The sequence below is a fragment of the Aeromonas sp. BIGb0405 genome (assembly GCF_024807335.1).
GTDB classification, from domain to species: domain Bacteria; phylum Pseudomonadota; class Gammaproteobacteria; order Enterobacterales; family Aeromonadaceae; genus Aeromonas; species Aeromonas rivuli.
Genome location: NZ_JANUEP010000001.1, coordinates 921,974 through 937,275, shown reverse-complemented (window position 1 = coordinate 937,275; position 15,302 = coordinate 921,974). Strand labels below are relative to the sequence as shown.

Sequence of the window (15,302 nt, the reverse complement as noted above, 5' to 3'; positions counted from 1 at the left end):
TGCTCCATGTGGGCGAGGGCGCATTATGGCATAGCCATGGCGCTGACGGCAGCGGTGTTGGGTCTCTCCAGCGCTGGGCGATGGCCTTCATCTGCAGAAAAACGTTTGCCAATCTTGTTGAGCTAATTGGAAATAAGCCGAGATCACACTTATGTCATTTTTCCCGGGCAGGATGCCGATTGGATATCAATCGTTGATATATTGCCCCTGACCAAAGTCGGAATGGTCAGACTAAATACTAACAAAATCAAGGTGTGAAGGAATGAAACATAATTTGATCAAGGGGACCCTGGCACTGGCCGTGCTGGCGGCTCTGGCTGGCTGCAACAGTTCGAAAAATGAGAGCAAGGCCTGCGTTGAGGATGTGTGCAAGCTGACCGTGCTGCACACCAACGATACCCATGGCCGCTTCTGGCACAATGAAGATGGCGAATATGGCATGGCGGCCCAGAAGACCCTGGTCGATCGGCTGAGAGCCGAGGCCAAGGCCGCCAACAGCGAGGTGCTGGTGCTCTCGGGTGGTGATGTCAACACCGGGGTGCCCGAGTCAGACCTGCAAAATGCCGAGCCCGATTTCATCGCCATGAACCACATCGGCTATGACGCCATGGCGGTCGGCAACCACGAGTTCGACAATCCGCTGGATATTCTCGAGCTGCAGCGCCAATGGGCCAAGTTCCCCATGGTGTCGGCCAACATCTATGACAAGAAGAGCGGCAAGCGCTACTTCGACCCCTACAAGATCTTCAAGTTGAACAACGGTCTGCGGATCGCCGTTATCGGCCTGACCACGGAAGATACCGCCCAGCTGGTCGACCCCAATCATGTACTCAACCTGGAGTTCCGCGACCCCAAGGTGGAAGTTGAGCAGGTGATCGATGGCATCAAGAAAGACAATGCGGCCGATGTCATCTTCGCCATCACCCACATGGGTCACTATGCCGATGGCGAACACGGCAGCAATGCGCCCGGTGATGTCGAGATGGCCCGTCAGCTGCCCGCTGGCAAGCTCGATGCCATCATTGGCGGCCACTCCCAGAATCCGGTCTGCATGGAGCCGGGGGTTGCGAACCAGTACGCCGACTTCAAACCTGGCGATGATTGCCAGCCGGATCAGCAAAATGGCACCTGGATCATGCAGGCCCACGAATGGGGCAAGTATGTGGGGCGCGCCCAGTTCGATTACCAGGATGGCAACTTCACCCTCACCAGCTATGAGCTGATCCCGGTCAACCTCAAGGATGAGAACGGCGCCTTCATCCAGGAGGAGATAGTGCGGGATCCGGCCCTGGAAGGGGTGTTGCAGGTCTATCAGGACAAGGGCTCCGAGGAGCTGGGTGTGGTCATTGCCGCGACCGATGGCCTGCTCGATGGCGAGCGCGCCAATGTGCGCAACAGGCAGACCAACCTGGGCCGACTCATCACCACGGCGACGGCAGAGACCCTGCGCACCGATTTTGGCATCGTCAACTCGGGCGGGGTGCGTGCCTCCATTCAGGCGGGGGATATCTCCTATCGCGACGTGCTGACCGTGCATCCGTTTGGCAACACGGTCAACAAGGCGATGATGCCGGGCAGCGAGCTGGTGACTTATCTGGGTCAGGTGGCCACCAAAACCGGCAACACCGGCGGTTATGCCCAGTTTGGCGGCATAGAGATGGCGGTGGATTGCCAGGCCAAGTCGGTCAGCATCACCAGCATAGGCGGCAAGCCGTTTGATGCGGGCACTCAGTACAGCTTTAGCATCCCCAGCTTCAGCGCGGCCGGTGGCGATGGCTATCCCAAGATAGACACCGTCAATGCCGGTCTGGTCGATGCCGCGGTGCTCAAGGACTATCTGGCCGCCAAACAGGTGATCCATGTAGCCGACTACGCCCCCAAGGGTGAGGTGAGCTACCTCAACTCGGCCTCCAGCGAGTCGTGCAAATAAGCAGGCACCCAGTGCCGGACAACAAAAAACCGCAAGCCCCTGGCTTGCGGTTTTTTTATTGGGCGCGACCTATGGCTCAGGAGAGGAAGGGCAGCGCCATAAACAGCTTGATCACCATGGCGTTGATGATGTCGATGAAGAAGGCACCGACCATGGGCACCACCAGGAAGGCCAGGTGTGAGGGACCAAAGCGCATGGTGACCGCCTGCATGTTGGCAATGGCCGTCGGGGTGGCGCCGAGGCCGAAACCACAGTGGCCGGCGGCCAGCACGACGGCATCATAGTTACTGCCCATGACCCGGAAGGTGACGAAGATGGCGTAGAGCGCCATGGCCAGGGTCTGGGCCATCAGCAACACGAAGATGGGCAGCGCCAGACTCGCCAGATCCCACAATTTCAGGCTCATCAAAGCCATGGCGAGGAAGAGCGACAGGCTGACGTTGCCGAGCAGGGAGACCTCTCTGTCGCTCACCTCATGCCAGTTGAGCAGGGTCAGCAGGTTGCGCAGCAAGACGCCGACGAACAAGACACAGACGAAGATTGGCAGTTCGAAGGCGGTGCCGAGCATCGCCTGGGAGAGCAGTTCGCCCCCCTTGAGGCTGATGGCGATGAGTGCCAGGGTCTCGATGACGCTGAAGGTGGTGATGTGCCGTTCCGTTTCGGGCATCTCGAAGCCTTGGGGCACTTCGTCCAGGTTATGTTCCTCGCCCGGGACTTGCACCTTCTTGACCAGATAACGGGCCACCGGGCCGCCAATCAGACCACCCAGTACCAGTCCGAAGGTGGCACAGGCAATGGCCAGCTCAGCTGCCGACTTGACACCGTATTTGTCGGCAAAGGTCGCGCTCCAGGCCGCCCCGGTACCATGTCCGCCGGACAAGGTGATGGAGCCGGCCAGCAGCCCCATATGGGGATCCAGCCCCATCAGGCTGGCCAGGGCGACCCCCAGGCCGTTTTGCATCAAGAGCAGGCCGGTCACTACACCGAGGAAGGTGAACACGGCGCGCCCGCCGCGCTTGAGGCTGGCGAGATCGGCGGAGAGGCCGATGGAGGCGAAGAAGGCCAGCATCAAGGGCGTTTGCAGGCTGGTGTCGAACTTGATTTCGATCCCGGCAGTCAGGCGCAGGGTCAGCAGTACCAGGGCAACCAGCAGGCCGCCAGCGACCGGCTTGGGGATGTTGAAGGTGCGCAGCCGCTCGACCCGGTTGACCAGCAGGCGGCCGAGCAGGAGGACCAGGGTGGCGGCAACTAATGTGGCATAAGCATCGAGTTGTAACATTGAGTACTCCCATGGTGATTGGCTGTGTCCTCGCTTGCGAAGACGCACAGATTCAGCCGGGATTGAAACAGTGTGGCTCAAGAGTATGGATAAGAACCATACGGATATGAGGCCATCAAAATGAGGGGCAAACTTGCCCGGCCTGGCAGTGATATACCTGGCCTGTCGGGCCCTGCAGGGTAGGAGCCGCGGATGTAGACTTTGCTATAACGGCGGCGATATTAGCAAAAAGCACTGATAACATCCAAATTTCTTAGAAACTAAACCTGTTAATTACCTTTTGTTGACATTTTTATCTAATTTGTGAATGAGTGATTTCGGTGACTTGGCCTTGATTTCCAACGGTTCGGGCTGTCATTGTCGTCGGTAAACTCTATAATTCGCCGGTTTCCAGCCCAGATGAGGAGAGGGTGTGAAGAAGTCCATCTATATAGCCTATACAGGCGGCACCATAGGCATGCAGCGCTCCGACCACGGTTATGTGCCGATGGCGGGCTTCATGGAAGATTGTCTGGCGCGGATGCCCGAGTTCCACAGACCCGAGATGCCGGATTACCATATCCACGAGTACGCCCCCCTCATCGACTCCTCCGACATGACCCCGGCGGATTGGCAACGGATCGCCGAAGACATTCGTGACAACTACGACAAGTACGATGGTTTCGTGATCCTGCACGGCACCGACACCATGTCGTTCACCGCCTCGGCCCTCTCCTTCATGCTGGAAGAGTTGCACAAGCCGGTGATCATCACAGGTTCCCAGATCCCCCTCGCCGAGCTGCGCTCCGACGGTCAGCAGAACTTGCTCAATGCGCTCTATATTGCCGCCAACTACCCGATCCACGAGGTGACGCTGTTTTTCAACAATCAGCTCTACCGTGGCAACCGCAGCAAGAAGGTTCATGCGGATGGCTTCCACGCCTTCGACTCCCCGAACTACCCGCCGCTGCTCAATGCCGGTATCGCCATCTCCCTGGATGCGGGTGAGCTCGGCAAGCCTTGTCAGGCGCCCCTGGTGCTCCATGACATCACCCCCCAGCCCATCGGCGTGGTGACCCTGTATCCGGGGATCTCGAGCGAGGTGATCGCCAATATCTTGCAGCAACCGGTCCGGGCGCTGATCCTGCTGTCGTTCGGGGTGGGCAATGCCCCCCAGAACCCCGCCATGCTGGCCCTGCTCTCCGAGGCCTCGGCCCGGGGCGTCATCATTGTCAATCTGAGCCAGTGCCTGCACGGCAAGGTCAACATGGGCGGCTATGCCACCGGCAATGCCCTGTCCCGCGCCGGGGTGATCTCGGGCTTTGACATGACCGCCGAGGCGGCGCTCACCAAGCTGCACTTCCTGCTCAGCCAGGATCTGCCGGCGCCGCGCATTCGCGAGCTGATGCAGCAATCCCTGCGTGGCGAACTGACGCCCTGAGAAACTGTCCACGATCTTACTGCGAAGCCGTGATCAAGGCTCATGTGCTGCTCGCGTGTTTGTGAACCAGAGGCTCACGTATATCTATACGCTCCGGTTCCTGCGCTGCTCTTCACCTTGCTGACGCCTTCTCGCGACAGGTCGTGAACAGCTTCTGGCCTCCTCACCATGAGGGGGAGAGGAAAAGAGAGGGGAGCCATTATGGCTCCCCTCTCTGTTATCCGCCGTGCCCGGTCGCGGCATGGGCGGTGCGCCTCAGTGACTGAGGTCGACGCGGATGATCTCTTCCTCATCACGATACTGGCGCTTGAGTTCACTCTTGCTCTTCATCACGATTTCGCCATCGGCCCCGATATTCATGTGCTCGGGGTTGGTCAGGTGCATCGCCTGCCAGGCCATCACGGCTTGCAGCGAGGTGGCCTTCTGCTCCTCGGAGAGAGGCTGGCCGTCCGGCCACTTGCCGAGTTCAACCGCGGTCTTGAGCCGCTCGTATACTTCCTCGGGCATCTGCCCTATGACCTGTTGAAATGACATGCGTCTCTCCTTGAAAACCCGAAATCATGAATGCCTGGTTCAGGCGGGCAGATCCTGACGGATCACGCCGGCCATTTTCTCCATCACCCGCACCACCTGGCAGCTGTAACCGAACTCGTTGTCATACCAGACGTAGAGCACGCAGTGATCCTCCTCGGCGATGGTCGCCTGGGAGTCCACTATACCGGCAAAACGGGAACCCACCATGTCGGAGGAGACCAGTTCAGTGCTGGCGCTGAAATCAATCTGGCGATGGAGGGAGGAACTCAAGGAGGCCTGCTGCAGATAAGCGTTCAGGCTCTCCCGGTCTGTGCCCTGTTCCAGTGACAGATTGATGATGGCCAGGGATACGTTGGGGGTCGGTACCCGGATGGCGTTGCCGGTCAGCTTGCCCTTGAGCTCGGGCAGGGCCTTGGCGACCGCCTTGGCAGCACCCGTGCTGGTCATCACCATGTTGAGCACGGCACTGCGCCCGCGTCGCTCGCCACTGTGGTAGTTGTCGATCAGGTTCTGATCGTTGGTGTAGGAGTGCACTGTCTCCACATGGCCATGACGAATGCCGTATCTGTCCTGCATCACCTTGAGCACCGGGGTGATGGCATTGGTGGTGCAGGAGGCGGCGGAGATGATGTTATCTTGCGGCGTGATCACGTCGTGATTGACCCCGAACACCACGTTCTTCATCTCACCCTTGCCGGGGGCGGTCAGCAGCACCTTGGCGGCGCCGCGGGCCTTGAGGTGCTCGCTAAGGCCCAGCTCATCGCGCCAGACCCCGGTGTTATCGACGATGAGCGCACAGTCGATGCCATAGGCGGTATAGTCGATGTCGCTGGGCTGTTTGGCATAGATCACCTGGATGAAGGTGCCGTTGGCGATGATGGCGCTGCGTTCCAGATCCACCTCGATGGAGCCGTTGAAGGAGCCATGCACCGAGTCGCGACGCAGCAGGCTGGCCCGCTTCTCCAGATCCCCCTCACGGCCACCGCGCACGACTATGGCGCGCAGACGCAGGGCATTGGCGGCGCCGGTGCGCTCGATCAGCAGCCGGGCGAGCAGACGGCCGATGCGGCCAAAGCCGTAGAGCACCACGTCGGTCGGTGCCGGCAGGGCGCCCTGACCGAGAGCGGGTGCCAGCTTGGCGGCCAGGTAATCGACTATGCCGCTTTCATCGCTGTGATCGCGCCAGTAGCCGACCGCCAGCTTGCCCAAGTCTATCTCGGCGGCGCTGGGGGCCAGCTCGCACAAGGCCTTAAGAAGCGGGAAGCTGTGTTGTATGGCGAGGGGTTGGCCTTCGTGGCGGCGAACCACCCGGTGGGCTTTGAGGATGTCGATGGTGGAGGCGTTTTGCAGGGGGCGTCCGTAGACGGTGATCTCGATCCCTTGCTGGCGGTAGAGGCGACCTATCAAGGGTTGCATGGCTTCGGCGAGCTCCTGGCTCTCCTGCCACGCTTGCAAATGGTGCTCGTGGGTCATTAACCAGATCCTTTATTTCACGTAACCGTGTTTTTCACGTTGTTGAAGCAAAAAGAAATTCGTCGAGTGCAGCTCACTGTAGGGGCGTATAATTCGTTATATTATTCTGCAATCGCGGCCAGCTTTTGGCGCGCGCATTGTAATGGATATGTGAGTGGTTTGCTAGCCGATGGTGGCTAAAGCGGGCTGTCGATGTTATCAACCAGATATGAACCATGACCCATCTTCCACTACGTCGGGCTGCTTTCGGTCTCGCCATGGGGCTCAGCCTCGTGGCCTGCAATGATGATCGCCTCCAGAACATCTGTGCCAACCATGCTGAGCTCTGCCTGGATCTGGTCGATGATGGCTGGTGCCGCATTGAGCGCACCGATGTGATCCGGGCGCGCTTCTCCCTCAAGCAGGAGGCGAGTGATCGCCACAAGTACGAGCTGATGAGCAAGCTGGAAGGCTATCTGCGCTGCATCGAACGTTCGACCCACATCGAGTACAAGTATGCCAAGGAGCGCAAGAGCGACCGGGTCGAGGGCATGCTGGCCGCCGGCGCCGAGCTGGAGCGACTCGATGGCGAGACCCGCCAATCCCTGGATCCCTATCTGCTTATCTGGCACTGGACCAACAATACCAATGATCAGGCCCGTCAGCAGTTTCTGGCGCAGGCGGGGACACCATCTCTGGAAGAGCCCGCCTTGCAGCTGGCGCTGGGGGGTATCTATGCCAAGACGGATCCCGAGCGTGCCATCAAGGTGATGAAACACGGCCTCTCCCTCTATCGGGAGGGGGATGAGGTTGACAGCCGTCTGCTCACCTCGCTCAGCACGCTCCACATGGGTCAGAAGCACTACCCGGATGCGTATCTGTGGGGCAAGGTCAGCGCGGCCTTTCTGGGGGGGAGCGAGGTCTCGGCCAAGCGCTTCAGTCTCTATCACAGTCTGAGCAAGGCGGAGCTGGCGACCCTGGATACCCAGGCTGCTGCGTTGGTGCAGCAGATCAAGGCGGGGAGTTACCGGCCGTGAGCGAGACCACAAATGAGGCCATGGAAGATGCAATCATGACGGGCCCGTCCCCTTTCTCCCTGCGTCTGATGCACGGTGATTTCCCCAAGCTGGAGAGGCTGCTCGAACGCGTGACGGTGCGCGCCGTGGTACTGCGCGGCGATGAGTTGTTGCTGGTGCATTCGAGCGTCAATGGCGACTTCATGTTCCCGGGCGGCGGGGTCGAGGCGGGGGAGAGCCATCAGGATGCCCTGGCCCGCGAGCTGCGCGAGGAGTGCGGTGCCGAGCTGCTGGCCAAGGGGGGCTTGCTCGGCGAGACCCGGGAGTATCGCAGCGCTCGCGAGCCTGACTATGATGCCTACTGCATCCGCTCCCTCTATTACCTGTGCCGGGTGGGCGAGGACAGGGTCCCGCCAAGGCTGCAGGCCTATGAAGAGCGTCTTGGCTTCAAGGCTGGCTGGCATGCACTGGAGGAGGCGCTGCACAACAACCAGTGGCTGCTCGGTGGTCACTGCCCGCAGTGGACCCATCGTGAGACCCGGGTGCTGGCCCAGCTGTACCGCTGGCACAAGGATGGCGTGCTGCCGCCCCTGTAGGCATGCACAGATTGCGGATCTTCCCTCCATCGCCCCGGTGAAAACCAATAAAAAACCGCCCCGAGAGGCGGTTTTTTTGATGGCGATTAGCCATGGCTATCAACGGCAGACGGGACACCAGGCATAGGTGCCCTGAGGGTCGTTGAAGCGCACCAGGGGATCGAGGGCCCGGTTGAGGGCGGTGAGGCTCTGGCCGAGTGGCGCCGGGATCACCCCCTTGAGGGAGGGAGCCAGGGCCTGGGCGCTGCTGCCGAGCAGCTCACGCAGGAACTTATCCTTGGTGGACTCTTCAGGCTCGATGGGGGTCACCTGCCACTCCTTCAGGTTGGCCAGCTCGGCGGCGGCGGCAATGGCATCGCTCTGGTTGCCAAATTCATCCACCAGGCCCAGCGCCTTGGCATCCAGGCCAGTCCAGACACGGCCCTCCGCCGCTTTCTCCGCCTCTTCCTGGCTCAGGCCACGGCCCTTGCCGACCAGCCCCAGGAAGCGCTGATAGGTGTTCTCCACATTGAGCTGGATGGCCTGGCCCACGTGTTCCGGCAGGGCGCGGGTCACGCCCAGGCCGACGAAGTCGGTGGTGCCGACCCCATCACTGTGGATGCCGAACTGGGAGAGGGCTTGATCGACGGTGGCAAAGAGGCCAAAGACGCCGATTGAGCCGGTGAGGGTGGTGGGGGAGGCGAAGATCTTGTCCGCATCGGCGGAGATCCAGTAGCCCCCGGAGGCGGCATAGCTGCCCATGGAGACCACCACTGGCTTGCCCGCTTGCTTGAGGGACAACAGTTCGGCACGGATCTGCTCGGCGGCGAAGGCGCTGCCCCCCGGGCTGTCGACGCGCAATACCACGGCTTTGATCTGGTCATCCAGCCGGGCATCGGCCAGCAAGTTGGCCAGGCTGTCGCCGCCTATGGTGCCAGCGGGCTGGATGCCGTCCATGATGGCGCCACTGGCGACAATGAGACCCACCTCATCCTTGCCACTCTGGGGATACTGTTCGGGAATGGCGGCCAGATAATCCTCGAGGCCAATCCCTTTCCAGATGTGATCCTCGGTCTCGCCAACCTCCTTGATCACCGCCTGGTTCATCTCTTCCCGGGTCGCCAGCTCATCGACCAGACCATTGTCCAGGGCATAGCCTGCGGCATTGCCCCCCGCTTTCTTCAGACGCTCGAGGAACTGCTCCTTGCTGGGGGAGACGGCATCGGGCTCGACTTCCCGCTGCTCGGCCACGTCCTGGACATAGGCCTGCCACAGCTGATCCAGCCAGCGCTGGTTCGCCTCCTTGCTCTCCGGGGACATCTCATCCCGGGTATAGGGCTCGACGAAAGACTTGTAGGTGCCGACCTTGAACACATGGGGAGTGACATTGAGCTTCTCCAGCGCTGACTTGAAGTAGGTCTGGTAGACCCCCAGCCCTTCGAGCAGCACGGCGCCGCTCTGGTTGAGCAGCACATGGTCGGCGTGGGCCGCCAGCAGGTACTGGCCCTGGGTGTAGTAGTCGGCCATGGCGATGACCGGCTTGCCGCTTTGCTTGAAATCATCGATGGCGGCGGCCACCTCCTGCAGTTTGGAGAGGTTGCCTTGCAGCCCCTGGGGCTTGAGCACCAGAGCCTGAATGCGGTCATCTTCCTTGGCGGAGCGGATGGCCCACAGCAGATCCGATAGCAGGAACTCATGGGGCAAGTCTTCGCTGCTGCCCATCTGTTGCAGCAGCTGCTCGGTTGGACTTGTCTGGGTGAGCTGTTCGACCAGGGTGCCGTCGAGATTCAGGGTCAAGGCCCCTTCGACCGGGGCCTGGGGCGTCTCTTTCTGTCCCAGTACAAAGACCAGGACCAGGACGACAAACAGAAATAGCAGATTGACCAGCATCAGTCGGGTGAAGTTGATCAGGCGCCAGAGGCTGCGAAAAATCCAGCCCAGGCCTTTGAAAATAGACATAGTCGCGTTATCGCCCTGTTAATGGGTTAGTGAGGCCATTATTAACCAGTTGCACCGTCGATTGCCATGCTCCATCACTCGCGGATTTGGCGTTACGCCTGTTCGCTGAAAAAACACCCAAACATTTGTTTGAAAAAGCAATTTCGATTCTTTACTCTACTGCAACTTGATAACAAAAAATTAACCGGAGGCCTCGTGAGCCATAACCCTGGTCTGCTGATGTCATCTGGCCCCGGCGTTACCCCGTGGTCATACCGGGCATTGGGTACTATCCCATGCCACCTGGCCTCAAAGAGGAGAGCATGATGAGCCGTTACCCCAAGCTGCTGGCCCCCCTTGATCTTGGGTTTACCCAGCTCAAGAACCGGGTATTGATGGGCTCCATGCATACCGGTCTGGAGGAGGAGAAGGGGGGCTTTGACAAGCTGGCCGCCTTCTATGCCGAGCGGGCTCGTGGCGGTGTGGCCTTGATCGTCACCGGCGGCATAGCCCCCAACCTGCGTGGTCGCCTGGTACCTCATGGCTCCCAGCTCAGCTTCCCCTGGCAGGTCGGCAAGCATCGCAAGTTAACCGAGGCGGTGCATGGTGAGGGGGGCAAAATCGCGCTGCAGATCCTCCATGCCGGTCGTTATGCCTACCATCCGTTCAGCCTGGCGCCGAGCGCCCTCAAGGCGCCGATCTCCCCGTTCAAGCCCCGTGCCATGAGCGAACGGCAGATCCGTGGCACCATACGGGACTTCGCCTCGACCGCCGCCCTCGCCAAGGCGGCAGGCTATGACGGGGTCGAGGTAATGGGCTCGGAAGGTTATCTCATCAACCAGTTCATCTGTGAGCGTACCAACCAGCGCCGCGACGGCTGGGGCGGCAGCAGCGAAAACCGGATGCGCTTCCCGCTGGAAATAGTGCGGGCCATTCGCGAGCGGGTCGGCACCGATTTCATCATCATCTTCCGTCTCTCCATGCTGGATCTGGTAGAGAAGGGCTCCTCCCTGGAAGAGGTGATAGCACTCGGGAAAGCGCTGGAGCAGGCCGGGGTCAGCCTCATCAATACCGGCATCGGCTGGCATGAGGCGCGCATCCCCACCATCGCCACCAGCGTGCCGCGCGGTGCCTTCAGCTGGGTCACCGCCGAGCTGAAGAAGCACCTCAAGGTGCCCCTGATTGCCACCAACCGCATCAATACCCCGCAAGTGGCGGAGGACATATTGGCGGGCGGGGATGCGGACATGGTCTCCATGGCGCGCCCCTTCCTGGCCGATCCCGAGTTTGTCATCAAGGCGGCCGAGAACAGGGCGGACGAGATCAACACCTGCATCGCCTGCAACCAGGCCTGCCTCGATCACGTGTTCAAACAAAAACGTGCCTCCTGCCTGGTCAATCCCCGCGCCTGTTTCGAGACCGAGCTCACCTTTGGCCGGGTACCTCAAGCCAAACGGCTGGCGGTGGTGGGCGCGGGCCCGGCCGGGCTGGCCTTTGCCTGCTACGCCGCCGAGCGAGGTCACCAGGTGAGCCTGTTCGATCAGGGCAGCGAGATCGGCGGCCAGTTCAACTTCGCCAAGCAGATCCCGGGCAAGGAGGAGTTTCACGAGACCCTGCGCTACTTCGCCAGACGGCTGGAGAAGTGCGGCGTCGAGCTCTATCTCGGCCAGCGCCAGAGCGCCGAGAGCCTGCTTGGCGGTGGCTTTGACGAGGTGATCCTCGCCACCGGCATCCGGCCACGTACCCCCAATATTCCTGGTATCGAACATGCCAAGGTACTCAATTATCTCGACGTGTTGCGCGATGGCAAACCGGTGGGTGACAAGGTGGCGGTGATCGGGGCCGGCGGCATCGGCTTCGACGTGGCCGAGTTTCTGGTGGAGAAGAAGAAGGACGGGAGCGCTGATCATCATCGCGATCACTGGCTCAAGGAGTGGGGCATCGACAAGAACCTCAAGGAGCCTGGCGGCCTGATGAGAGCGGAAATTGACGCACCCGAGCGCGAGATCTGGCTGCTGCAACGCAAGGAGAGCAAGGTGGGTGATGGCCTGGGCAAGACCACCGGCTGGATCCACCGTACCGTGCTCAAGAATCGCAAGGTCAAGATGCTCGCAGGGGTGCACTACCAGCGCATCGATGATGAGGGGCTGCATGTGGTGATAGAGGGTAGAGAGCAGTGCCTGCCGGTAGACAATGTCATCATCTGTGCGGGGCAGGAGCCGCTGCGGGAGTTGCAAGCGGGGTTGCAGGCGGCGGGCAAGCCGGTACACATCATCGGCGGCGCCGATGTGGCCGCAGAGCTGGATGCCAAGCGCGCCATCCGTCAGGGAGCCGAACTGGCTGCCATCATCTGAAGCCACTCATCCGAATGACAAAGGGACGCAAGGTCCCTTTTTTTCATCCTCCCGCGCCCCTCGTCCTGTCGTATCCAAATAGTTAGCTGTTAAGCTGCTGCGTCATTTAAATGTTGCGCAATGTCACAAAATAATTCAGTTTGTGTCGACTTCTGCCTGGGGTTACATGACGGCAAAGTTGCAAAAGCGTTCGAACCATTAGATGAAGGACATGTCATGTCCTGCAGGGTAGCGGGAATGGATCCCACGTCCTGTTCGGTGCAGGTCTCAACATGAGCCGCCGATCCGTTAGCAGGAAAATAATAATGAGCCAAGAAAAGTCCAACACCTCCCTTGCCCAGACGGGTTACCGACTGAGCGCCACCGCCTTGACGATGGCCATGGTCTTGCACAGCGGTGCCAGCCAGGCGGATCCCAAGGGGCAGATCATCTTCCTCGGCTGGACCGCCGATCTGCAACATTCGGTCTGGCTCTCCGCCATCTCGCCCGGCAAATTCGATGTCAGCTCCGCCAAGACCAACCAACCCTATGATGTCTGGACTCAGAATCACAAGGGATTGCACCTCACCGTCTCCCCGGAGCGGGAGGAGTGGGGCGGCACCCATATTCTCTATAGCTATGCCAATGCCGATACCAGTATCTATGACAGGCGTTTCGTCGATTCCGATAATCAGCGGCCGGATCGCTTCACCTTCCCGAATCAGTTCACTCCGCCAACTTTGCCCCCCAAACCCACCCAACCCGGGCCCAGTGCCCCCCCTGAGGGGATAACGCCAACCCTGCCCGGTGGCGTGCAGCCACCGGTGGGTACCTTGCCGCCGCAGGGAATAACGCCGACCCTGCCCGGTGGCGTGCAGCCACCGATAGCCACCTTGCCGCCGCAGGGAATAACGCCGACCCTGCCCGGTGGCGTGCAGCCACCGATAGCCACCTTGCCGCCGCAGGGAATAACGCCAACCCTGCCCGGTGGCGTGCAGCCGCCGGTGGGTACTCTGCCGCCGCAGGGAATAACGCCGACCTTGCCCGGTGGTGTTCAGCCGCCGGTAGGTACTCTGCCGCCGCAGGGAATAACGCCGACCTTGCCCGGTGGTGTTCAGCCGCCGGTAGGTACTTTGCCGCCGCAGGGAATAACGCCAACCCTGCCCGGTGGCGTGCAGCCGCCAGTGGGTACTCTGCCGCCGCAAGGGATAACACCGACCCTGCCGGGAGGCGTGCAGCCGCCGGTGGGCACTCTGCCGCCCCAGGGAATAACGCCAACTCTGCCCGGTGGCGTGCAGCCGCCAGTGGGTACTCTGCCGCCGCAGGGAATAACGCCGACTCTGCCCGGTGGCGTGCAACCGCCAGTGGGCACTCTGCCGCCGCAGGGGTTGACCCCAGGTATGCCGACTACACCTCCTCAGGGATTGATGCCAAGCCGCCCCACTCTTGGAGACAGGCCCTTTATCATCCGCCCAGGTGCGATGCAGCCACCAATAGCCACCTTGCCGCCGCAGGGGATAACACCAACTCTGCCCGGTGGTGTGCAGCCGCCAGTTGGCACCTTGCCGCCGCAGGGGATAACGCCAACCCTGCCGGGAGGCGTGCAGCCGCCGGTAGCTACTCTGCCGCCGCAGGGAATAACGCCGACCCTGCCGGGAGGTGTGCAGCCACCGGTAGGAACCTTGCCGCCGCAGGGGGGGATGCCCACTCGCCCTCCCTTGGGTGAACGGCCCTTTATCACTCTGCCGGGCGGCGTGCAGCCGCTGCCCGGCACCTTGATTCCCGAAGGGCGCTTACCGCCCCCGGCGATCCCGGCGCAGCCTGGTTATTTACCGGGTCAGCAGAGCGCGGGCCAACAGGCAAGCGAGCGAGCACTGAACGAGCGGACCCTGTGCGTGATGGCCGATGAGCGGGCTAAATTGCCGCCCGAGCAACAGGCTCAATACCCGGATTGCCCCTTCACCCGTGCCGAGTTGGCCGCAGGTCAAGGGGGCCAGCCAGTGGCTCAGCCTGAATCTGTGGAACGACGTTGGAACCTGTGGGCGGATGAGGTCTATTACGACATCTCGGATCACCGCGAGGGATTGGATATGTCGGGCTCAACCAATGTGTTCAGCCTGGGAGCCGATACCCGGTTGGACAAGAACACCATCCTCGGCTTTAGCGTCTCCCGGGTCGACAGCAAGGTGGACTCCTTCAATGGCGGCATGCGCATGGCGGCCGGTGGCTTCAACATAGGCCCCTACCTGGCGTATCAGGTATCGGACAGCTGGATGCTGGATGGCACGCTGATCTATGGCTGGATGGACAACAAGCAGGATCTGCTGTTCCTCTCCGGTGACTATGGCTCGACCTCGCTGAGCGGTAGTCTGGGGGCCACAGGTCAGTACTTCTGGTCCAATACCTCAATACGCCCGCGTCTGGCTATCAACTACAGCCACAACCGCAGCAAGGGTTACCGGATGAGCGGTGATTATCAGGGATTGGCGCTGCATCTTGATAATGAGAGTGGCAGCTACAACCAGGGCAACATGACGGGGACGGTTGAATTTAGCCGTGTCTATTACACCGACATAGGTCTGCCGCTGATGCCTTACGCCGAGCTGGGACTGGATTACGGCTTTGAGAGACCGAACGATGGCTATATCCTGACGGGAGATCTCAGTTCGGCTCGCACAGAACCGCTCAGCGGCACCATGCGATTGGGGCTGCGTACCCTGATTGGTGGCGAGGCCACCCTGACCACCAGTGCCGGTTACACCAGCATAGGGCAGGATGATCTCAATATCTGGGAGTGGCGCATCAACCTCTCCAAGCCGTTCTGA

The 15,302-nt window shown here is 60.8% G+C and carries 10 protein-coding genes; 6 read left to right on the top strand and 4 right to left on the bottom strand.

Annotated elements, in window-relative coordinates; translation table 11 throughout:
• Positions 1-262: 262 nt before the first annotated feature.
• Positions 263-1,930 (top strand): bifunctional UDP-sugar hydrolase/5'-nucleotidase UshA, encoded by a 1,668-nt coding sequence (gene ushA / locus M2366_RS04360; RefSeq protein WP_259236535.1) that lies wholly within the window; start codon positions 263-265, stop codon positions 1,928-1,930.
• Between the two features lie 76 nt (positions 1,931-2,006).
• On the opposite strand, the gene gltS is transcribed toward ushA, so the two are convergent.
• On the bottom strand, positions 2,007-3,209 hold the full coding sequence (gene gltS / locus M2366_RS04355) for a sodium/glutamate symporter (RefSeq protein WP_224432276.1): 1,203 nt from the start codon (positions 3,207-3,209) through the stop codon (positions 2,007-2,009).
• 412 nt (positions 3,210-3,621) lie between these two features.
• On the opposite strand from gltS, the gene ansA reads away from it, so the two are divergent.
• Positions 3,622-4,629, top strand: coding sequence for an asparaginase (ansA, locus tag M2366_RS04350; RefSeq protein WP_042040225.1), 1,008 nt, complete (start codon positions 3,622-3,624; stop codon positions 4,627-4,629).
• Positions 4,630-4,884: 255 nt separating this feature from the next.
• On the opposite strand, the gene M2366_RS04345 is transcribed toward ansA, so the two are convergent.
• Together M2366_RS04345 and M2366_RS04340 are read right to left on the bottom strand one after the other, a co-directional pair.
• Entirely contained in the window at positions 4,885-5,163 is a 279-nt protein-coding gene (locus tag M2366_RS04345) for a YeaC family protein (RefSeq protein WP_224432277.1), read from the bottom strand.
• 39 nt (positions 5,164-5,202) lie between these two features.
• Positions 5,203-6,636: a glyceraldehyde-3-phosphate dehydrogenase gene (locus tag M2366_RS04340; protein ID WP_259269044.1), complete on the bottom strand. Its 1,434-nt coding sequence runs from the start codon at positions 6,634-6,636 to the stop codon at positions 5,203-5,205.
• A 215-nt stretch (positions 6,637-6,851) separates the two neighbouring features.
• On the opposite strand from M2366_RS04340, the gene M2366_RS04335 reads away from it, so the two are divergent.
• Both M2366_RS04335 and M2366_RS04330 read left to right on the top strand, forming a co-directional pair.
• Entirely contained in the window at positions 6,852-7,652 is an 801-nt protein-coding gene (locus M2366_RS04335; protein ID WP_259269043.1) for a DUF2989 domain-containing protein, read from the top strand.
• Between the two features lie 35 nt (positions 7,653-7,687).
• Entirely contained in the window at positions 7,688-8,227 is a 540-nt protein-coding gene (locus M2366_RS04330) for an NUDIX hydrolase (RefSeq protein WP_404972782.1), read from the top strand.
• 99 nt (positions 8,228-8,326) lie between these two features.
• Here M2366_RS04330 and sppA read toward each other — a convergent pair whose 3' ends face one another.
• Positions 8,327-10,165: a signal peptide peptidase SppA gene (gene sppA / locus M2366_RS04325; RefSeq protein ID WP_042040232.1), complete on the bottom strand. Its 1,839-nt coding sequence runs from the start codon at positions 10,163-10,165 to the stop codon at positions 8,327-8,329.
• 305 nt (positions 10,166-10,470) lie between these two features.
• Between sppA and M2366_RS04320 the strand changes: the two genes are divergently transcribed.
• Positions 10,471-12,498: an NADPH-dependent 2,4-dienoyl-CoA reductase gene (locus tag M2366_RS04320; protein WP_042040249.1), complete on the top strand. Its 2,028-nt coding sequence runs from the start codon at positions 10,471-10,473 to the stop codon at positions 12,496-12,498.
• 305 nt (positions 12,499-12,803) lie between these two features.
• Positions 12,804-15,302, top strand: coding sequence for an autotransporter outer membrane beta-barrel domain-containing protein (locus M2366_RS04315; protein ID WP_259269042.1), 2,499 nt, complete (start codon positions 12,804-12,806; stop codon positions 15,300-15,302).